At 71.1% G+C, this 19,289-nt stretch carries 16 protein-coding genes and 1 tRNA gene; 6 read left to right on the top strand and 11 right to left on the bottom strand.

Annotated elements, in window-relative coordinates; translation table 11 throughout:
- Window positions 1–21 precede the first annotated feature (21 nt).
- From manD to ACFQ9V_RS07440, 8 genes are read right to left on the bottom strand one after another with little or no spacing between them, the layout of a single operon-like run.
- Window positions 22–1,272, bottom strand: coding sequence for a D-mannonate dehydratase ManD (gene manD, locus ACFQ9V_RS07475; protein ID WP_382458535.1), 1,251 nt, complete (start codon window positions 1,270–1,272; stop codon window positions 22–24).
- Window positions 1,269–2,594 (bottom strand): mannitol dehydrogenase family protein, encoded by a 1,326-nt coding sequence (locus ACFQ9V_RS07470; RefSeq protein ID WP_382458534.1) that lies wholly within the window; start codon window positions 2,592–2,594, stop codon window positions 1,269–1,271. Before ACFQ9V_RS07470 ends, manD begins: the two co-directional genes overlap by 4 nt.
- Window positions 2,591–3,454 carry a sugar phosphate isomerase/epimerase family protein gene (locus ACFQ9V_RS07465; protein ID WP_382458533.1) on the bottom strand — a complete coding sequence of 288 codons (864 nt, stop codon included), beginning with the start codon at window positions 3,452–3,454 and terminating at the stop codon, window positions 2,591–2,593. Before ACFQ9V_RS07465 ends, ACFQ9V_RS07470 begins: the two co-directional genes overlap by 4 nt.
- Window positions 3,451–4,581, bottom strand: a complete 1,131-nt coding sequence (locus ACFQ9V_RS07460) for a Gfo/Idh/MocA family protein (RefSeq protein WP_382458532.1) — start codon at window positions 4,579–4,581, stop codon at window positions 3,451–3,453. Before ACFQ9V_RS07460 ends, ACFQ9V_RS07465 begins: the two co-directional genes overlap by 4 nt.
- Window positions 4,578–5,429, bottom strand: a complete 852-nt coding sequence (locus tag ACFQ9V_RS07455; protein WP_382458531.1) for a sugar phosphate isomerase/epimerase family protein — start codon at window positions 5,427–5,429, stop codon at window positions 4,578–4,580. The genes ACFQ9V_RS07460 and ACFQ9V_RS07455 overlap by 4 nt, the downstream gene beginning before the upstream one ends.
- Window positions 5,430–5,459: 30 nt before the next feature.
- The gene (locus ACFQ9V_RS07450; protein ID WP_382458530.1) at window positions 5,460–6,368 is read right to left on the bottom strand and encodes a carbohydrate ABC transporter permease; all 909 of its coding nucleotides are present in this window, start codon (window positions 6,366–6,368) and stop codon (window positions 5,460–5,462) included.
- On the bottom strand, window positions 6,365–7,354 hold the full coding sequence (locus ACFQ9V_RS07445; protein WP_382458529.1) for a carbohydrate ABC transporter permease: 990 nt from the start codon (window positions 7,352–7,354) through the stop codon (window positions 6,365–6,367). Before ACFQ9V_RS07445 ends, ACFQ9V_RS07450 begins: the two co-directional genes overlap by 4 nt.
- A gap of 13 nt (window positions 7,355–7,367) precedes the next feature.
- Window positions 7,368–8,729 carry an ABC transporter substrate-binding protein gene (locus ACFQ9V_RS07440; protein ID WP_382458528.1) on the bottom strand — a complete coding sequence of 454 codons (1,362 nt, stop codon included), beginning with the start codon at window positions 8,727–8,729 and terminating at the stop codon, window positions 7,368–7,370.
- A gap of 147 nt (window positions 8,730–8,876) precedes the next feature.
- Between ACFQ9V_RS07440 and ACFQ9V_RS07435 the strand changes: the two genes are divergently transcribed.
- The 4 genes from ACFQ9V_RS07435 to ACFQ9V_RS07420 all read left to right on the top strand — a co-directional run bounded on the left by ACFQ9V_RS07435 (window position 8,877) and on the right by ACFQ9V_RS07420 (window position 13,375).
- Complete coding sequence (locus tag ACFQ9V_RS07435; protein ID WP_382458527.1) at window positions 8,877–9,932, top strand: LacI family DNA-binding transcriptional regulator; 1,056 nt, start codon at window positions 8,877–8,879, stop codon at window positions 9,930–9,932.
- Entirely contained in the window at window positions 9,929–11,344 is a 1,416-nt protein-coding gene (uxaC, locus tag ACFQ9V_RS07430; RefSeq protein WP_382458526.1) for a glucuronate isomerase, read from the top strand. The genes ACFQ9V_RS07435 and uxaC overlap by 4 nt, the downstream gene beginning before the upstream one ends.
- Window positions 11,345–11,455: 111 nt before the next feature.
- On the top strand, window positions 11,456–12,916 hold the full coding sequence (gene gndA, locus ACFQ9V_RS07425) for an NADP-dependent phosphogluconate dehydrogenase (RefSeq protein ID WP_382458525.1): 1,461 nt from the start codon (window positions 11,456–11,458) through the stop codon (window positions 12,914–12,916).
- 111 nt (window positions 12,917–13,027) lie between these two features.
- Window positions 13,028–13,375: a hypothetical protein gene (locus tag ACFQ9V_RS07420; protein ID WP_382458524.1), complete on the top strand. Its 348-nt coding sequence runs from the start codon at window positions 13,028–13,030 to the stop codon at window positions 13,373–13,375.
- Between the two features lie 72 nt (window positions 13,376–13,447).
- Here the strand turns inward: ACFQ9V_RS07420 and ACFQ9V_RS07415 are convergent, their stop codons facing one another.
- The 3 genes from ACFQ9V_RS07415 to ACFQ9V_RS07405 form a co-directional block, all read right to left on the bottom strand.
- Window positions 13,448–14,425, bottom strand: a complete 978-nt coding sequence (locus ACFQ9V_RS07415; protein ID WP_382458523.1) for a ribose-phosphate diphosphokinase — start codon at window positions 14,423–14,425, stop codon at window positions 13,448–13,450.
- Complete coding sequence (gene glmU, locus ACFQ9V_RS07410; protein ID WP_382458522.1) at window positions 14,426–15,868, bottom strand: bifunctional UDP-N-acetylglucosamine diphosphorylase/glucosamine-1-phosphate N-acetyltransferase GlmU; 1,443 nt, start codon at window positions 15,866–15,868, stop codon at window positions 14,426–14,428. It abuts the gene before it with no gap.
- 45 nt (window positions 15,869–15,913) lie between these two features.
- A tRNA-Gln gene (locus ACFQ9V_RS07405) sits at window positions 15,914–15,985 on the bottom strand.
- An 81-nt stretch (window positions 15,986–16,066) separates the two neighbouring features.
- On the opposite strand from ACFQ9V_RS07405, the gene ACFQ9V_RS07400 reads away from it, so the two are divergent.
- Both ACFQ9V_RS07400 and ACFQ9V_RS07395 read left to right on the top strand, forming a co-directional pair.
- Window positions 16,067–16,597 (top strand): MarR family transcriptional regulator, encoded by a 531-nt coding sequence (locus tag ACFQ9V_RS07400; protein WP_345834421.1) that lies wholly within the window; start codon window positions 16,067–16,069, stop codon window positions 16,595–16,597.
- A 73-nt stretch (window positions 16,598–16,670) separates the two neighbouring features.
- Window positions 16,671–19,286 (top strand): CDP-glycerol glycerophosphotransferase family protein, encoded by a 2,616-nt coding sequence (locus ACFQ9V_RS07395; protein WP_382458521.1) that lies wholly within the window; start codon window positions 16,671–16,673, stop codon window positions 19,284–19,286.
- Window positions 19,287–19,289: the final 3 nt, after the last annotated feature.

Here is a 19,289-nt window from a genome sequence, read left to right as displayed (position 1 = left end):
CTATTCTCCTGCGGAGGCCGCTCACCAGTCGTGCATCGAGCCGTCGAGGAGGCGGTTCACGGGGAGGTAGGCGGCCTCGTACGGGAAGGACTGCGCGACGACGTCGTCGTAGTCGACACCGATTCCGGGCTGGTCTCCGGGCTTCAGCATGCCCTCCTCGAAGGTGTACGTGGTCCGGAACACCTCGTGGGTCGCCGGGCTGTGCTTCATGTACTCCTGGATGCCGAAGTTCGGGATCGCGATGCCGAGGTGGATCGCCGCGGCCAGGCCGACCGGGGAGACGTCGGTCGGGCCGTGCACGCCGGACTTGATCTGGTACACGGCCGCGTAGTCGAAGATCCGGCGCAACCCGGTGATGCCGCCCGCGTGGGTGACTGGGGAGCGCACGTAGTCGATCAGCTGCTCCTCGAACAGCTCCCGGTAGTCCCAGATCGTGTTGAACACCTCGCCGATCGCCAGCGGCGTCGTGGTGTGCTCGCGCACCCGCCGCAGCACCGCCTGGTTCTCCGCCGGGGTGACGTCCTCCAGCCAGAACAGGTCGTACGGCTCCAGCGACTTGCCCAGCTTCGCCGCCTGGATCGGAGTGAGCCGGTGGTGCGCGTCGTGCAGCAGCGGCAGCTCCGGCCCGAACTCGTTGCGGACGGCTTCGAACACCGTGGGCGCGTGCCGCAAGTACGCGCGGGTGTCCCAGGACTCCTCCACCGGCACCGCATTGCGGCGCGCCGGCTCGTAGTCGTAGCGCGCGTCCGAGCCGCTCCCGGCTCCCGCGGCGGCGTTCTTGCTCGACGCGACGCCGTACACCGACGGCAGCCCCGGGATGCCGGTCTGCACCCGCACGGCGCGGTAGCCCTCCTCCAGGTGCTCGTTGATCGAGTCGAACAGCTCGGGCAGCTCGGCGCCGGACGCGTGCCCGTAGACCAGGAGGCCGTCGCGGCTGCGCCCGCCGAGGAGCTGGTAGAGCGGGAGGCCGGCGACCTTGGCCTTGATGTCCCACAAGGCCGTGTCCACTGCGGCGATGGAGGCCATCGTCACCGGACCCCGCCGCCAGTAGGCGCCCTTGTAGAGGTACTGCCAGGTGTCCTCGATTCGGTGCGCGTCCCGGCCGATCAGCAACGGGACCACGTGCTCGCTCAAGTACGCGGCCACGGCGAGCTCGCGCCCGTTCAGCGTCGCGTCGCCCAGACCCGTGTGACCGTCCTCGGTCGTGATCCGCAGGGTGACGAAGTTGCGGCCCGGGCTGGAGACCAGGACCTCGGCTGCGGTGATTCTCATGCGTGTGCTCCTTGGTGCGTGGCTGGATCGCTCGCGGCGATGCGCTCGGCGAGCGGTTCGATCAGGTCGGTGAGGTCGGGCGCGAGCGCGGCCAGCACGGCGGCGGCGCGGTCGCGGGGGGTGTGCGCGTCGCGCAGGGCGGCCACCACGGTGTCGGCACCCGGATCGCGGACCTCCGGGCCGGGGAGGTGCCTGCTCCAGGCCGCGAGGACGCCGAGCCGGGCGGCGCCGGGCTCGAGTCCGGAGGCCAGGCGGGCGCGCAGCGGGTCGAGGATGCGCGGGCCGAGCTTCTGCGAGCCGTCCGACGCGATCTGCGCCAGGCGGTGCTCGATGCGGGCGTTGCCGAAGCGCGCGCGCAGGGCGGCGAGCGCGTCGTCCACGGTCTGCGCGTCGAAGGGCAGCTCGGTGCGCTGCTCGCTCCAGAGCCGCTCCAGCTCGGCGGAGAGCGCAGGGTCGGCGACCGCTTCGGCGACCGTGCGGAGGCCGGCGGCGAGGCCGTGATAGGCCAGCAGGGAGTGCCCGGCGTTCAGGAGCCAGAGCTTCCGGCGCTCGTACGGGGCGATGTCGTCCACGAACTGCGCACCGGCGGCCTCCCAGGCCGGGCGGCCCGCGGGGAAGTCGCCCGCGAGCACCCACTCCGCGAACGGCTCGGTGACGACGGGCGCGGCGTCCGCCAGGCCGGTGAGCCGCAGTGCGGCCTCCCGGTCGGCGTCGGTGGTGGCCGGGGTGATGCGGTCGACCATCGAGGAGACGAAGGAGACCTCGCTGCGGATCCAGGCGTCCAGGTCGGAGCCGGGCTCGGTCAGGGCGAGCACGGCGTCGCGGATCACGGCGCCGTTGTCCGGGAGGTTGTCGCAGCTCACGATGGCGATGCCACCAGCGCCGGCCTCGAATCGCGCCCGCAGGCCGTCGAGCACACGCGCAGGCGCGCTCGATCCCGGGCGGTAGCCGGCTTCCGTCACGGTGAGCGTGAGCACGCCCACCTCGGGGTCGGCGAGGACGCGCCGCCACGCCGCCGTGTCGGCGCCGTCGTGGACGCTGCTGAGCGCCTCCACGACGATCGCGGCGTCGCCGTCCGGGCCGCGCTCGATGAGGGTGTAGACGGCGTCCTGCGCGGCGAGCACCCGCGCGGCGTCGGGGCTGCGGCCGGTGAAGGCGGCGATGCCCCAGCCCGCTCCACCGCTTCCCGGGTCCGCCGCCTCGTTGGCCCGCTGCGTGTACCAGGCCTGGTGAGCGCGGTGGAACGCGCCCAGCCCGAGGTGCGCCACCCGCACGGGGTGGCGCACCTGACGGGCCGAGGCGATCGATGGGGCCTCGGTCATGCCGGCACCGCGTCGCGCGTGCGCGCCTCCACGTCGCGGAGGTAGGCCAGATTGCCGCGGGTGCGCTCCTCGAGCGGAACCGCGGTGGAGAAGTCCTCGCAGGTCACCCACCCGTCATAGCCGAACTCGTGCAGCGCGCGGAAGTAGGCGTCCACGTCTCCCACGCCCTCGCGCAGCGGCGCCCAGTCGTGGCGCCAGCGCACGGTGCCGTCCGCCTCCGGCTCCCCCCGCAGCCACTGCACGTTCTTGACGTGCACGTGAGCGAGGTACGGGCCGAGGAGCTGAAGGGCGGAGAGCGTGCGCTCCTGGCCCTCGATCAGCAGGTTGCCGAGGTCGTGGATGACGCCGACCGCCTGCGGGTCGAGTCCGTCGAGCAGCCGGAGCGCGGCGGAGGCCGACGGCGTGATCGTCTCGTGGTGCAGCTCCACCAGTGCCTTCACGCCGAGCGACGCGGCGACGGAGGCCGCGCGCTCCATGTCGGCCCGCGCGGCGGCGAACAGCTCGCGGTAGTCGCCGAGGTCGGAGCGCGGCATGGTGACGCGCACCTGGCGCGCGCCGAGCTCGGCGGTCGCGGCGAGCATCCGGTCGACGTTCGCGTGGTCGCCGCAGCCCGCGTAGCCGCCGATGCCGGAGAACTCCAGCCCGGCCTCCCGGGTCAGGCGGGCGATCTCGGGGAGGGACTCCTCGAGCCCGGTCAGCGGCCAGGTCGCGCGGTTGCCCGCCCAGAAGCCCGGCTCGTCGGCCGGCTGCTGGTCGACCACGCGCCACTCGATGCCGTCCCAGCCCTGCGCCGCGACGGTGCGTGCGGCCTCCTCCGGCGTCCAGTCCGGCGTGGAAGCGGTGAACACGGAGAACTTCATGCGCGCACCCCCGTCGTGACCTCGACGTCGTCGAGCGAGCCGTCCAGCACGTCGTCCAGCAGCACGGGGCGGCCGAGCGTGGCCGACAGGTACACGGAACGGACGACCGCGAGCGAGAGGAACGCGTCTGCGACGGTGACCCCTGGCGCGCGGTGCTCGCGGATGGCCTCCACGATGTCGTCGTACTGCCGGAAGTGCCCGATCACGAACTGGTCGGGGCCGCGGTCGCCGCCGCGCAGGTCGCTCGCCGGCACGAGGTCCGCGGCGCGGTTGCCGTCGGTGTCCGCCGTGCCGAAGTACTCGAGCTGGTCGTCGTCGATGATCGCCGAGCCGCGGTCGCCGTGCACCTGCAGGCGCACCGACAGCCCGGGGTAGGCGGCGGTCGTCGCGTGCAGCACCGCGAGCGCGCCCGACTCGAAACGGATCGTCGCGACGGCGATGTCCTCGACCTCCACGCGCTCGTGGGCGAGCAGGGCGGTCCGCGCGTCGATCTCGACCGGCTGCCCGAGGAACCAGACGAGCAGGTCGACGGTGTGGACGCCCTGGTTCATCACCGCTCCCCCGCCGTCGAGCTCCCAGGTGCCGCGCCACTGGCCGGAGTCGTAATACTCCTGGCTGCGCCACCAGGCGACGGAGGCGAGCCCGCTGGTCAGGCGCCCGAAGGCGCCGGAGTGGGCGGCGCCGGCGACGACCCGGGAGGCCGGGTCGAAGCGGTGCTGGCTGATCACCGAGACCGTCAGGCCGTCCTGTTCGGCGCGCTTCGACAGCGCCAGAATCCGGCGGGCGCGCGGCAGCGACACGTCGAGCGGCTTCTCGATCACGACGTGCTTGCCCGCGGCGAGCGCCTCCTCGGCGAGCACGACGTGGAGGCCGCTCGGCGTGCAGATGACGACCAGGTCCACCGGCGCTCCGGCGAGCGCGTCGGTCAGCGAGCCGAACTCGGCGACTCGGTCGGCGCCGTACTCGGAGACAAGCTGGTCGGCGAGCGCCGTCGCGGCCGCCGGGATCGCGTCGACCAGCGCCGACAGCGCCAGCCCGGGATGCCGGAGGATCGCGCGGGCGTGGTTGAGCCCGATGATGCCGCAGCCGACGATGGCGACGTTCAGGGTGGTGGGTTCCGTGCTCATGCGAGGGTGACTCCGATCTGGTCGGTGAGGCGGCGGAGGGCGCGGCCGGCGACGCCGAACGCCGCCGGTCCCGAGAAGCCGCCGAGGGCGTTGACATCGGTGAGGTGGGGCTCCAGCGAGGCGAAGCCCGTGTAGCCGTCGTCGCGCAGCGCGGTGAGGGTCTCCAGGAGCTGGCCGTCGCCCTCCCCGGCAGGGGTGACCTCGGAGGTGGCCGCCAGCGCGTCCTTCACCTGCAGGTACTCCAGGTGCGGACGCAGCAGCGCGTAGCCGTCGGAGAACGGCCCCGGCACGCCGACCTGGACGAAGTTGGCGCTGTCCCAGGCGAGCTTCAGCGCGGGCGACCCGACCGACTCCACGATGTCGAGGCAGCGCTCGGGGGTGTCGCCGTAGATGTCCTTCTCGTTCTCATGCAGGAGCACCACGCCGGCGGCCTCCGCCGCGTCGGCGAGCGCCCGCATGCGGGTCAGCACGGCGTCGCGGATGTCCTCCACCGGAACGCCCTCCGCGCGGTAGAAGGAGAACAGCCGGATGTACCTCGCGCCCAAGCGCTTGGCCGCGGCGATCGCGCGCCCCAGCCGCTGCACCTCGTGCTCGACGGGCAGCGCGACATCGACCTTGCCGATCGGCGAGGCGATGGCCGAGACGCGCATCCCGCGCTCGGCGAGGATGCCCGCGAGCCGGTCGAGCTGCTCGTCGTCGAGGTCGACGATGTTGACACCCCAGGCGCTGCGCACCTCGATGTGGTTGGCGCCCAGCGCCTGCAGGACCGCGATCTGCACCGCAGGGTCGGGGTCGATCTCGTCGCCGAAGCCGGATAGTGCCCAGGTGGGTCGGATTGTGTCAGTCACTCTCTCACTTCACTTCTCTCGTCTTCTTCTTCACTTAACCCCGCCCGCGGTCAGCCCGCCGACGAGGTAGCGCTGGAACACCAGGTAGAGCGCGACGACCGGCACCGCGCAGATCAGCGACGCCGCCATCATCTGCCCGTAGAGGGGCAGGGCTCCCCCCTCCTGCGCCACGGTGAACACCTGGAGCGCGACGGCCGCCGTGCGCGTGTCCGGGTTGGTCATCACCGAGGCGAACAGCACGTCGTTCCAGCCGAGCAGGAAGGCGAAGATCCCGGCGACGACCACGCCCGGCCAGCTCAGCGGCAGCACGATCCTGGTCAGGATGCGCCACGACGACGCTCCGTCGATGCGGGCGGCCTCCTCCAGTTCGCGCGGCAGCCCACGCAGATAGGTCACCATGACCCAGGTCGAGAACGGCAGCGCGAACGTCAGGTAGGTGACGAACAGCGACCACCTCGTTCCGATGATCGGGATGCCGAGAGCGCTCGACGCCGAGGAGAACAGCACGAACACCGGCAGCAGCATCAGCGTGCCGGGGATCGACTGGAGGCCGAGCAGGCTACGCAGGAACGTCAGCCGGCCGCGGAACGCGAACCGCACCAGCACGTACGCGGTGGCCACCGCGAGGAAGGCGCACACGATCGCGACACCTCCGGCGACGATCACGCTGTTCATCAGCCCGTTGCCGAGCGCGACCGTCGACCACACCTTGACGTAGTTGTCGAGGTGGAACGAGCTCGGGAAGAACTCGCCGCTCGCGACGCCGATGTCGGAGTTCACCGACGACAGCAGCACATAGACGATGGGCAGCAGCGCGACGCAGAGCAGGACGGCGATGATGACGGCCTGCAGCGGGCGCGGCAGCAGCCGGGAGACGTCTCCCGTGCCGCGGCGGCGCGCCGGGCGGGCAGTGGAGGCGGTGGGGGCGGAGGCGGTCATGCCGTCTTCTCCTTCCGGTCGTCGCCGGTGTCGAGCCGGACCGCTTTCAGGTAGATGAACAGCGGGATCAGGATGAGGATCAGCGAGAACACCGCCATCGCCGAGCTGAGGCCGAAGCGGAAGCTCTGGAAGCTGGTCACGTAGGTCAGCACCGGGAGGACGTTGACGGCCGCGGGAGCCGGGACCCCGAAGAGCACGAACGGCAGCGTGAAGCCGTTGATGTTGTGCAGCAGGGAGATGATCAGCGCCAGAGCGATCGGCCCGCGGAGGTGCGGCAGGATGACGTAGCGCAGCTTCGCCCACCAGCCGGCGCCGTCGAGCGCCGCGGCCTCGTGGACCTCCTGCTCGACCGACTGCAGGCCGGCGAGCACCAGCAGGTAGAAGAACGGCCAGGACGACCAGATCTGCACGCCGACGAGTGTCCAGTAGCTGAGCGGCCCGTTGAGCCACAGGCCGGTGTGGATGCCGAGGTCGCCGAGGACCGTGTCCACGATCCCGTGCGGCTGCAGCATGGTGTGCCAGAAGGTGCCGACGACGAAGCCGGGCAGCACGTACGGCACTAGGAACAGCGAGCGAACCAGCGCCCGGCCCCGGAACGCGTTCTGCGTCGCCAGCGCCGCGGCGACGCCGATCGGCAAGGTCACGACGGCCGCGATCACGGCGAAGGAGACACTGATCCAGATCGACTGCAGCAGCGAGGAGGAGGTGATCGCCTCGACGTAGTTCCCGAGCCCGATGAACGGCGCCGAGACCCAGTCGCGCAGCGTGTACATGTCGAGGTCGAGCGTCGAGATGACGATCGCGAACACGAACGGGACGATGATGACCAGCAGCATGAGGATGCCGCCGGGCAGCAGCATCCAGAGCGGCCGGTTGCGCTGCTGCACGGTGCGGCGGCCCCGGCGGGGCGCCCCTCCCGCCCGCGGAGGGGTGGCCTCCGCGGACGGGAGGGCGGTCGCGGCCGGGGCCGCGGTGTCGGTGGACATGACGGTCGACCCGTTACTTCTTGGCCTTGTCCAGCGAGCCCTGGGCCGTCGACTGCGCGGTCTTCAGCAGCCCCGACAGCTCGGAGCTGCTGACCGACCCGTTCGACAGGTTCGGGATCGACTGCACCACCACGTTGGTCAGCGCGAGCTGGGTGTCGCCCCAGGCGCCGGTGAACGGCGTCGCCACGGACTTGCCGATCGCGTCGACGATCGGCGCGATGATCGGCGTGGACTTCTGCAGGTCGGCGGCGGCCTGCGCGTTCGACGGCAGGTCGCCGAGGAGCTTGAACTCCTTGGTCTGCATGTCGGCGCGGGTCACCATGTTGATGTAGGCGAAGGCCAGGTCCTGGTTCTTCGAGTACGAGGCGACCACGAGGTTGTCACCCGAGACGATGCTCGCCGCCGGCTTGCCGCTGGACGGGTTGGAGGTCTTGCCCGGCGTCACGGTCGGCATCAGCGCGTACGCGTACTTGCCGGCGACGGCGGAGCTGTCCAGCGCCTCCATCGAGCTGGCCGACACCATCGGCAGGTACGCGGCCTTACCTGCGGCGAACGCCGCGACGGCCTGCGGGTTCTTCCAGCCGACCGCGGCCGGGTCGACGGCCTTCTGCTGGGTGAGCCAGCCGAAGTAGGTCTCGTAGGCCTTCTGGGTGATCGGGTCGTCCAGGCGGGCCTTGTTCGGCTTCAGGTCGAGGATGGGGTTGCCGCCCTGCTGGGACATCGCCCAGATGAACTTCCACGGGTCGTAGTTGTCGGCGTAGCCGACCGCGACGCCGTACGTGCCGCCGGTCGTGAGCTTCTCGGCCTGGCTCGCGAAGTCGTCCCAGGTGGTGGCCGGCTTGTCGATGCCCGCGGCCTTCAGGAGGTCCTTGTTGTACGCCATGACGAACGGGCGCTGCGCGAGCGGCACCGCGATCTGGTTCTTGGCGTCCGGCCCGGACATGCCGAGTGCGGCGGGGACGAAGCGGTCGCGGCCGCCGACCTTGGTCCAGTCGGCGTCGGTGAGCTTGACGAAGGCGCCCGTCGCGTACGCGGTCGGCGTGAAGGTGGTGCCGAGGGCGTAGACGTCAGGGCCCTGCCCGGAGACGACCGAGGTCTGGATCTTGGTGAGCTCGTCGTTGGAGCTGGCGAAGGTGTCGAAGGCCAGGTTGGCCCCGGTCTCCTTCTTGAACTGGGCCTGGAGCTCCGAGAACCACTCCTTCTGCTGCTGCGGATAGAGCCCGCTCACGCCGGTGTAGACGGTGAGCGTGCGCCCTTTCCCGTCGACGGCCGTGGAGCCGGGGTTCGATCCGCCGCCGGAGGACGAGCATCCGGTCAGGGCGAGGCCGAGGGCGGCCAGGCCGGCGACCGCGCCGAGCGCGAAACGTGATCTCATACGTGACTCTCCTTTGAGGACGGTGATCTGGTGGATCGTGTCCCCCGGACGAGGTGCGCACCGCGGGACTGCCGCCGAGCCTAGGGAGTGCGGCAATCGCACTGCAACCGATTGCCAAAAATTGCCATCGTGTGCTGTGATGGGCGCATGAGCCCTCAGCTTCGCGGGTATCCCGACGGCACGGACCGCCCGGCCACGCTCGCCGACGTGGCCGCCGCCAGCGGTGTCGCCACCTCGACGGCCTCCCGCGCCCTCGCCAATCCGGGCCGCGTCAACGCGATCACGCGCGAGCGCATCGAGCGTGCCGCCCGGGAGCTGAACTACATCCCGAACTCGCAGGCCAGGGCGCTCACCAGCGGCCGGACCCGGTGCATCGCCGTGCTGGTCTCCGACGTCACGAACCCGTTCTACTTCGGCATCATCCGGGGCACGCAGCAGCAGCTCAAGGCCGCCGGCTACACGCAGCTCCTGGTCGACACCGAGGAGTCCGACGAGCTGGAGGACGGGATGCTGCACAAGCTGCGGCCGTCGTTCGACGGCGCGATCCTCGCCGCCTCCCGCCTGACCGACCGGCGGCTGACCGCGCTGGCCGCCGACATGCCGCTGGTGGCGATCAACCGGCAGACCCGCGGCGTCGCCAACGTCTTCATCGACACGCCCAACGGCGTCGAGCAGGCGGTCGGGCACCTGGCGTCGCTCGGACACACCTCGATCGTCTACGCCTCCGGTCCGGAGACCTCCTGGTCGAACGAGCGCCGCTGGCGCGCGCTCGTCCGCGCGGCGGAGCGCTACGACCTGGAGACCCTGCGGGTCGGCCCGTTCGCGCCGCGCCAGTATGCAGGGGCGGCGGCGGCCGACGCCGTGCTGCACGCGGGAGCGACGGCGTGCATCGCGTTCAACGACCTCCTGGCGATCGGGATGCTCGCCCGCTTCCGCGAGCGCGGCGTGGACGTGCCGGGCGACGTCTCGCTGGTCGGCTGCGACGACATCTTCGGCGCCGACTTCTGCAACCCGCCGCTGACCACCCTGACCGCGCCGATCGAGCAAGCCGGCCGCACCGCGGTCGCCATGCTGCTCGCCCGGCTGGACGAGAGCGCCGCCCCGGTCAGCAGGCAGGGCGCGACGCTCCCCACGCACCTCACGGTCCGGGCCTCCACCGGGCCGGCGCCCGCCTCGCACCTCTCGACGAAAGGACGCGGATGACCGCGCTCGCCCCGCACCCCGACCGGCTCTTCCCCGCCGACCCCGCCGAGCACGACCTGGCCCGGCGGCTGCACGCGGCCGTCGCCGACGCGCCCATCTACTCCCCGCACGGCCACGTGCCGGCGGCGATGCTGGCCGACGACGAGCCCTTCCCGGACCCGGCGGCGCTGCTGATCACGCCCGACCACTACGTGACGCGGATGCTGCACGCGGTGGGCGTCCCGCTCGGCGACCTCGGGCTCGCCCGCGACGGCGTGCCCTCCCCCGCCTCCGGCCGCGCGATCTGGCGCACCCTCTGCGAGCACTGGGACGCCTTCCTCGGCACTCCGGTGCGGTTCTGGTTCGAGTCGGAGTTCAGCGAGGTCTTCGGGCTCACCGAGCAGCCGTCCGCGCAGAACGCCGACGCGCTCTACGACCAGCTCACCGCCACGCTGGCGACGCCGGAGTTCCGCCCGCGCGCGCTGTTCGACCGGTTCCGGATCGCGGTGCTCGCGACGACCGACGACCCGGCCGACGACCTGGAGGCGCACGCGCGACTCGCCGCCGACCCGACCTTCACGGGACGGGTCGTCCCGACCTTCCGCGCCGACCGGTACATGCACCCGGACGAGCCCGGCTGGGCGGGCCGGCTCGACCGCCTGGCCGCTCGCGCCGACGTCGACACGTCGAGCTATGCGGGGCTGCTGGAGGCGCTCCGCGTCCGCCGCGCCGCGTTCGCCGCCGCGGGCGGCACCGCCACCGACACCGGTGTGATCGACACGGGCAGCGAGCCGCTGGATGAGGCGGAGGCCTCCCGTATCCACCGCGCGGCTCTCGACGGCTCCCTGACCGCGGCAGAGGCGGTCGCCTACCGACGCAACATGCTCTACCGGCTCGCCGAGATGGCGGCCGACGACGGCCTGGTCATGCAGCTCCACCCCGGCGTGCACCGCAACCACCACCGGCCGACGTTCGACGCCTACGGCCCCGACACCGGCCACGACCTCCCCGCGGTCGGGTCGTTCACCGAGCCGCTCACGCCGATCCTGCGCGACTTCGGCACGAACCCGACCTTCCGGATCGTGCTGTTCACCGTGGACGAGACGACCTTCTCGCGCGAGATCGCGCCGCTCGCGGGCTTCTACCCGTCGGTGTACGCGGGCGCGCCGTGGTGGTTCCTGGACACCCCGGCGGCGATCCTCCGCTACCGGCGGGCGATCACGGACAGCGCGGGCTTCACCAAGACCAGCGGGTTCATCGACGACACCCGCGCGTTCTGCTCGATCCCCGCGCGGCACGACATGTCCCGCCGGGTGGACGCGTCGTTCCTGGCCTCCCTCGTCGTCACGCACCAGCTCGCCGAGGAGGACGCGTTCGGCCTCGCACACCGGCTGGTGGACGGCATCCCGCGGGCCACGTTCCGGCTGGGCTGAGGCCCCTCCCGCACCTCACAGCGCCGTGCGAGCGCTGTGCGTCATACAAGGCATCACAGCGTGGCCGGACGGCTACGCTGGACGCAAACCATCTCAACGAAGGAGTCCTCCGTGCCCGAGAACCACGCACCGGCCAACATCGGAGTCGTCGGTCTGGCTGTGATGGGGTCGAACCTGGCCCGCAACCTCGCGTCGCGCGAGGGCAACACCGTCGCCGTCTTCAACCGGACCTACGCCCGCACCGAGGAGCTGGTGGACGCCCACCCGGAGGCCGGCTTCGTCTCCTCCGAGCAGATCGACGACTTCGTCGCGTCGCTGAGCAAGCCGCGCACCGCGATCATCATGGTCCAGGCCGGCCGGGGCACGGACGCCGTGATCGACCAGCTCGTGGAGCGGTTCGAGCCGGGCGACATCATCGTCGACGGCGGCAACGCGAACTTCCACGACACCATCGAGCGCGAGAAGCGCATCGCGCCGAGCGGCATCCACTTCGTCGGCGCGGGCATCTCCGGCGGCGAGGAGGGCGCCCTCAACGGCCCCTCGATCATGCCGGGCGGCTCGGCCGAGTCGTACGAGACCCTGGGCCCGATCCTCGCCTCCATCGCCGCGGTCGCCGAGGGCGAGCCGTGCGTCACCCACGTCGGCACCGACGGCGCCGGTCACTTCGTGAAGATGATCCACAACGGCATCGAGTACGCGGACATGCAGCTGATCGCGGAGGCGTACGACCTCCTCCGCACCATCGGCGGCCTGTCGCCCGCCGAGATCGCGGACGTGTTCGCCGAGTGGAACAACGGCTACCTGGAGTCGTACCTGATCGAGATCACCGCCGAGGTGCTCCGCCAGGTGGACGCCGAGACCGGCAAGCCGTTCGTGGACATCGTCCTCGACCAGGCCGGCTCCAAGGGCACCGGCGTCTGGACCGTGCAGAACGCACTCGATCTGGGCATCCCGGTCGGCGGCATCGCCGAGGCCGTGTTCGCCCGCGCCGTGTCCTCCAAGCCCGCGCAGCGCGCCGCGGTGCAGGCGACCATCCAGTCGCGTCCCGACGTGCAGAAGGCCGCCGACGTGGCCGCGTTCGCCGATGACGTGTCGAAGGCGCTCTACGCGTCCAAGGTCGTCGCCTACGCGCAGGGCTTCGACGCCATCATCGCGGGCGCCGAGAAGTACGGCTGGAACATCAACAAGGACCAGATCGCCAAGATCTGGCGCGGCGGCTGCATCATCCGCGCCCAGTTCCTCAACCGCATCGCGGACGCCTACGACGAGAACCCCGACATCGCGACCCTGCTGGAGGCGCCGTACTTCGCCGACGCCGTCCGCGAGGGCGAGGCCGCCTGGCGCCGCATCGTCGCCACCGCCGCGCTCTCCGGCGTGCCGGTTCCCGGCTTCGGCTCCGCGCTGTCGTACTACGACTCGCTGGCCTCCACCCACCTCCCGGCCGCGCTCGTGCAGGGCCAGCGCGACTTCTTCGGCGCGCACACCTACAAGCGCGTCGACAAGGAGGGCGTCTTCCACACGCTGTGGTCCGCCGACCGCACCGAAATCGAAACCGAGGGCTCCTCGCACTAGCTCCCCACCGCCGAAGGGCACGTCGTTGTCACTTTCCGGGCCCGGAAGTGACAACGACGTGCCCTTCGTCGTGTGTTGCGTTAGCGGGATGGGCGGCTCAGACTCGTAGACGTGACGTTCGAGGATCACCCGGAGCTGACGGAGTACGACCCGTCGGACCGTCCGCTGCGCGGGCGGAGGCGGACCATCGCGACGCGCGTGTTCGTGGTCGTCGCGCTCACGGCGCTGCTGCTGCCCGGGATCATGCTGACGATCAGCATCCAGACCGACACCGCTAACTACACGTGCCAGGTCTACGCGCAGCACTACCAGCCGGACTCGGTGGGCTCGTCCGCCCGCTTCGAGCTGTTCGCGCCGGCCGGACCGGGCTGGCAGTGCTACGCCCTGAACACCGAGGGCGACCCGACCTTCGTCGCCCCGCTCGGCCTCATCCCCTCCGCCCCGCACACCCTCCCCTGAACGCCGAAGGGCACGTAAACGCCCCTAAAACCGCGTTTTAGGGGCGTTTACGTGCCCTTCGAGAGTGAGAACTCAGGCGGCGCCGTCGAACATGGAGGTCACCGAGCCGTCGGTGAAGACCTCGCGGATCGCGTTCGCCAGCAGCGGCGCGATCGGCAGCACCGTGAGGCCGTCCCAGCGCTTGTGCATGGGCAGCGGCAGCGTGTCGGTGACCACGACCGAGTCGATGGCCTCCGACTGCAGCAGCTCGACGGCCGGGTCGCTGAACACGGCGTGGGTCGCAGCGACCACGACGCCGATCGCGCCGGCGGCTTTCAACGCCTCCGCGGCCTTCACGATCGTGCGGCCGGTGTCGATCAGGTCGTCGACCAGGAGGCAGACGCGGCCGTTCACCTCGCCGACGATCTCGTGCACCGAGACCTGGTTGGGCACCAGCGGGTCGCGGCGCTTGTGGATGATCGCGAGCGGCACGCCGAGCTTGTCGCTCCAGATGTCGGCGACGCGCACGCGGCCCATGTCGGGCGAGACGACCGTCAGCGTCGACGGGTCGAGCTCGCGCTGCATGTGCTCCAGCAGCACGGGCATGGCGAAGAGGTGGTCGACCGGGCCGTCGAAGAAGCCCTGGATCTGCGCGGCGTGCAGGTCGACCGACATGATGCGGTCGGCGCCGGCAGCCTTGAACAGGTCGGCGACGAGCCGGGCCGAGATCGGCTCGCGGCCGCGGCCCTTCTTGTCCTGACGGGCGTACGGGTAGAAGGGGGCGACGACGGTGATGCGCTTGGCGGAGGCGCGCTTGAGGGCGTCCACCATGATGAGCTGCTCCATGAGCCACTCGTTGATGGGCGAGGTGTGCGACTGGATCACGAACGCGTCCGACCCGCGTACGCTCTCGTCGAACCGCGCGTAGATCTCGCCGTTCGCGAAGGTGCGGGAGTCGGTGGGCACCAGCTCACTGCCGAGGTGCTCGGCGATCTGCTCGGCGAGTTCGGGATGCGCGCGCCCCGAGATCAGAACGAGTCGTTTCTGGCCGGTGGCAGTGATCCCTGACACTTACTCTCCGCTCTCTTCCGTCGCATCGCTCTGTTCAGCGGCGCGCGCGGCTTCGGTGCCCGGCCGCTTCTGCGCGACCCAGCCTTCGATGTTGCGCTGCGGCGCGACGGTGATGGCGAGCGCCCCAGGTGGAACGTCCTTTCGGACGACCGTTCCGGCTCCGGTGTACGCTCCGTCACCCATCCTAACGGGCGCGACGAGCACCGTGTTCGTGCTGATCCGCACATGCGAGCCGATGATCGTGCGGTGCTTGTTCACGCCGTCGTAGTTGGCCGTGATGACGCCCGCGCCGAGGTTGCCCTTCTCCCCCACCTCGGCGTCGCCGACGTAGTTGAAGTGGGCCAGCTTGGTGCCCGCGCCGATGACCGCGTTCTTGGTCTCGGAGAAGGTGCCGATCTTGCCGTTCGCACCGAGGATCGTGCCGGGCCGGAGGTAGGAGAACGGGCCGACGGTCGCGCCGTCGCCGATCACGGCGAGGGTGGCGTCCGTCCGCTTGACGGTGGCGCCGGCGCCGACCTCGGTGTCGACCAGGGTGGTGTCCGGCCCGATCTCGGCGCCGGTGCGGACGACGGTCGCGCCGCGGAGCTGGGTGCCGGGGAGGATCGTGACGTCCGGCTCCAGGACGACCTTCACGTCGATCCAGGTGGTCGCCGGGTCCTGCACGGTGACGCCGGCGAGCTGCCAGGTGCGCACGACCAGCGCGTTGAGCCGGGCGGCCGCCTCGCTGAGCTGGGCGCGGTCGTTGATGCCCTCGACCAGCCACGACTCGGACACCGGGAGGGCGTCGACGTCGAAGCCGGCCTCCCGCAGCAGCCCGATGACGTCGGTGATGTACTTCTCGCCCTGCGCGTTGTCGGTGGTCACGTTGGCGAGCATGTCGCGCAGCGCCGCGGCGCCGAAGACATAGATGCCGGCGTTGATCTCGCCGATCGCGCGCTGGGCCTCGGTGGCGTCCTTGTGCTCCACGATCCGGTCGAGGTGGCCCTCCGGGGTGCGCACGATGCGGCCGTAGCCGGTGGCGTCGGCCGGGAACGACGAGAGGATGGTCGCCGCCGCCCCGCCCGCGCGGTGCGCCGTGACCAGCCCGCGGAGCGTGGCGGCGTCGAGCAGCGGCACGTCCCCGTTGACGACGAGCACGTCGCCTGCGAAGCCCTCGGGCAGCGCGGCGACGGCCTGCTCGACCGCCCGGCCGGTGCCGGGGATCTCGTCCTGGTCGACGATGACCGCCTCCGGGAGGTCAGCCTCGATCACCTCGGCGAGCCGGTCGCGCTCGTACCGCACGACGGCGACGACGCTGGCCGCGTCGAGCTCGCGGGCGGTCGCCAGCACGTGGCCGACGATCGGGAGGCCGCCGAGCGGGTGCAGCAGCTTGGGAGTGGCGGACTTCATCCGCGTGCCCTGGCCGGCGGCGAGGACGACGATGGCGAGATTCTGATCGGTCATGATTCTCCCGGCGGGTTAGAGACAGAGGTCGGGTCGGAGACGTCGCTCCGCCTCCAGGACTCGAACCTGGACCTAACAGCTCCAAAGGCTGTCGTGCTGCCATTACACCAAGGCGGACCGCGCAACGCGCACACACAGTCTGCCAGACCCGGCGGATGCTGCCGCCGAGCGGAGGGCCCTGCCCAATAGCATGGAGGGATGGCGGAGGCACAGGACCCGGGGGCGCGCACCGGCGCACGCGACGAGGTCGACCGCATCGTCGGCGCGTGGTTGCGCGAGCGCCCCGACCTCGACTTCTCGCCGCTGCAGGTGCTCTCCCGCGTCGACCGGCTCTCCCGGCACCTCGACCGCGCCCGCCGCGGCGCGTTCGACCGCTCCGACCTCGACTCGTGGGAGTTCGACGTCCTCTCGGCGCTGCGCCGCGCGGGGTCGCCGTTCCAGCTCAGCCCGAAGTCGCTCCTCCAGCAGACCCTGGTGTCGTCCGGCACGATGACCAACCGGATCGACCGCCTCGTCGCCCGCGGACTGGTCGAGCGCCGCACCGACCCCAACGACGGCCGCGGCATCCTCGTGCAGATGACGACGCAGGGCCTGGCCCGCGTGGACGCCGCGATCACGCGACTGGTGGACGCCGAGGCCGACCTCCTGGAGGCGCTCTCCCCGGTCGAGCAGGAGCGGCTGGCCGGCCTGCTGCGCAAGCTCAGCCTCGGGTTCGACGCGGGCGCGTGACTGCCCGCCCTCCCGGCGGAGCCTTCGCGTCCTCTCAGGTGTCTACTATCCCGCTCTCATAAACTCGTCGGCGATGAGACTTTCCCTGAAGCGCCTCCCCTCCCGAGTGAAGCGCGCAGCACGCTTCGAGATCCACGCGCACTGGCGCCGGCAGCCCCTCGTCCTCGGCTCCGTCTTCTACGAGTCGTTCTCCGGCAACGGGATGCTGGACAACCCGGAGGCGCTGTTCCGCGAGCTCCTGGCCGCGCCCGACCTGAAGCACCTCACCCACGTCTGGGCGCTGTCCGACCTGCACCAGTACCGCGCGGCTGTCGAGGAGTTCGCCGACGACCCGCGCGTCACGTTCGTGCGCTACGGCTCGGCCGCCTACTACCGCGCGCTCGCCACCAGCCAGTACCTCGTCAACAACGCGACCTTCCCCTACGACTTCTCCAAGCGGCCGGGGCAGGTCTACCTCAACACCTGGCACGGCACCCCGCTCAAGCGGATGGGCTACGACATCGACGGCGGCGCGCTCGCCACCGCGAACATCGTGCGCAACTTCGTCCAGGCCGACTACCTGCTGGCGGCCAACGAGTTCATGACCGACCAGATGTACCGCACCGGGTACAAGCTCGACGGCCTCTACCGCGGCACCATCGTCGAGGAGGGCTACCCGCGCCTCGACCGGCAGTTCCTGGACGACGCCCAGCGTGAGGACGTGCGCCGCCGGCTGATCGCGTCCGGCATCCCGCTCGGCGACCGCAAGGTCGTCCTGTACGCGCCGACCTGGAAGGGCCAGGTCTTCGGCCGGCCCGAGGACGACCTCGACGCGATGCTCGCCCACATCGCCCAGGTGGAGGAGCGCATCGACACCAGCCGGTACGCCGTGCTCGTGAAGACCCACCAGAGCGTGCACGCGCTGGCCGCCGACCGTCCGGAGCTGGCGCGGATGCTCGTGCCCAACGAGATCCCGACCAACCTCGTGCTCGGCGCCACCGACATCCTGGTGTCCGACTACTCCAGCATCTTCTTCGATTTCCTGCGCACCGGCCGGCCGATCCTGTTCTTCACCCCCGACCTCGCCGACTACGCCGGCACGCGCGGCCTCTACTTCGAGCCGGAGGAGTGGCCGGGCCCGGTGCTGATGTCGGCGCCCGAGCTCGGCGACGCCCTCGCGGCGGTGGCCGAGGACGGCGACCGGGTGCCCGCCGGCTCGCGGGAGACGTACCTGGCGATGCAGCGCCGGTTCACCCCGTACGACGACGGCTCGGCCGCCGCGCGTGTCGTCGACATCGTGTTCCGCGGCGTGCGCGAGGGCTACCGGCTGCGCACCTCGCTGGAGGACGACGGCCGCGAGAAGATCCTGCTGTACCTGGGCGGGATGCGCCCGAACGGCATCACCACTTCCGCGCTCAACCTGCTCAACAACCTCGACCACGAGCGCTACGACGTGTCGGCGTTCTTCGCGCAGAGCAACTCGCAGGCGGCGATCGGCAAGCAGGAGCAGATCCACCCGGCGGTCCGCCAGTTCCCGCGGGTCGGCGGGATGAACGGCGCGAAGCTGCGGCACCTCGCCAGGCACCTCGAGTTCCGGCGCGGCCGTACCGCGCAGCACGCCGAGACCGCCGCGCAGAACCAGCTCTGGGAGGACGAGTGGTACCGCTGCTTCGGCGACAGCCGCTTCGACTACGTGGTCGACTTCTCCGGCTACGGGCCGTTCTGGGCGATCCTGCTGCTGCACTCCCCCGACGCGCAGCGGGCGATCTGGCTGCACAACGACCTGGCCTCCGACGCCCACCGCGAAGTCAACGGCGAGAAGCGGATGCTGCACTCGCTCACCCAGCTCTTCACCCTGTACGCGCAGTACGACCACCTGGTGTCGGTCTCCCCCACGCTGTCCGACGTGAACCGGGCGTCGCTGGCGGAGTTCGCGCCGCCGGAGAAGTTCCTCTCGGCCCTCAACACCGTGGACGCCGAGCACATCCTGCAGAACGCGAAGCGCGACCTCCGCAAGGCGGCCTTCGACGAGGAGGCCGGCAGCGTCCCCGACTGGGTGGAGTCGCTGCTGGCGCCGGCCGAGGGCGTCACCACTTTCGTGAACGTGGGACGGCTGTCGCCGGAGAAGAACCAGGAACGGCTCATCCGCGCCTTCGCGCAGGTGCACGCCGAGAACCCGAAGACCCGGCTGGTCCTCGTCGGCGCCGGCCCGCTCCAGGAGCACCTGGAGGCGGTCGTCGCCACGCTCGGCCTGCAGGGCTCTGTCTACCTGACCGGGATGCAGCGCAACCCGCACGCGATCATGGCGAAGGCGGACTGCTTCGTGCTGTCGAGCGACTACGAGGGCCAGCCGATGGTCATCCTGGAGGCGCTCGTCCTCGACCTCCCGATCGTGACGGTCGAGTTCGCGTCGGCGAAGAACGCCCTCCCGGCGGGCACCGGCCTGGTCGTCCCGCAGTCGGTCGACGGCGTCGCGGACGGGATGCGCGCCTTCCTGCGCGGCGAGGTCCCGGCCCGTGCGTTCGACTGGGCGGGGTACAACCGCAAGGCCGTCGGCGAGTTCTACCGGGCGATCGGCGCGCAGCCGGTCGTCGCGGCGGCTCCGGAGGTGGAGGCGGCTGCGCCGTCGGCGGTGCCGCTGGACGCGGCTGCTCCCGCGACCGCTGCGGCTCCCGCGGCGACGCCGACGGAGGCAGCGGCCGCCGAGTAGGTC

Source organism: Leifsonia sp. NPDC056665, assembly GCF_042791795.1.
GTDB lineage: Bacteria > Actinomycetota > Actinomycetes > Actinomycetales > Microbacteriaceae > Leifsonia.
This window is presented reverse-complemented; position numbering and strand designations above follow the sequence as displayed.

Excerpts from the sequence above, each read along its gene's own strand:
- glmU (WP_382458522.1), bottom strand. The coding sequence starts at position 15,868 with ATGACCGATCAGAATCTCGCCATCGTCGTCCTCGCCGCCGGCCAGGGC.
- ACFQ9V_RS07440 (WP_382458528.1), bottom strand. The coding sequence starts at position 8,729 with ATGAGATCACGTTTCGCGCTCGGCGCGGTCGCCGGCCTGGCCGCCCTC.
- ACFQ9V_RS07395 (WP_382458521.1), top strand. The coding sequence starts at position 16,671 with ATGAGACTTTCCCTGAAGCGCCTCCCCTCCCGAGTGAAGCGCGCAGCA.
- ACFQ9V_RS07445 (WP_382458529.1), bottom strand. The coding sequence starts at position 7,354 with ATGTCCACCGACACCGCGGCCCCGGCCGCGACCGCCCTCCCGTCCGCG.
- ACFQ9V_RS07470 (WP_382458534.1), bottom strand. The coding sequence starts at position 2,594 with ATGACCGAGGCCCCATCGATCGCCTCGGCCCGTCAGGTGCGCCACCCC.
- manD (WP_382458535.1), bottom strand. The coding sequence starts at position 1,272 with ATGAGAATCACCGCAGCCGAGGTCCTGGTCTCCAGCCCGGGCCGCAAC.
- ACFQ9V_RS07450 (WP_382458530.1), bottom strand. The coding sequence starts at position 6,368 with ATGACCGCCTCCGCCCCCACCGCCTCCACTGCCCGCCCGGCGCGCCGC.
- ACFQ9V_RS07400 (WP_345834421.1), top strand. The coding sequence starts at position 16,067 with ATGGCGGAGGCACAGGACCCGGGGGCGCGCACCGGCGCACGCGACGAG.
- ACFQ9V_RS07435 (WP_382458527.1), top strand. The coding sequence starts at position 8,877 with ATGAGCCCTCAGCTTCGCGGGTATCCCGACGGCACGGACCGCCCGGCC.
- uxaC (WP_382458526.1), top strand. The coding sequence starts at position 9,929 with ATGACCGCGCTCGCCCCGCACCCCGACCGGCTCTTCCCCGCCGACCCC.
- ACFQ9V_RS07465 (WP_382458533.1), bottom strand. The coding sequence starts at position 3,454 with ATGAAGTTCTCCGTGTTCACCGCTTCCACGCCGGACTGGACGCCGGAG.
- ACFQ9V_RS07460 (WP_382458532.1), bottom strand. The coding sequence starts at position 4,581 with ATGAGCACGGAACCCACCACCCTGAACGTCGCCATCGTCGGCTGCGGC.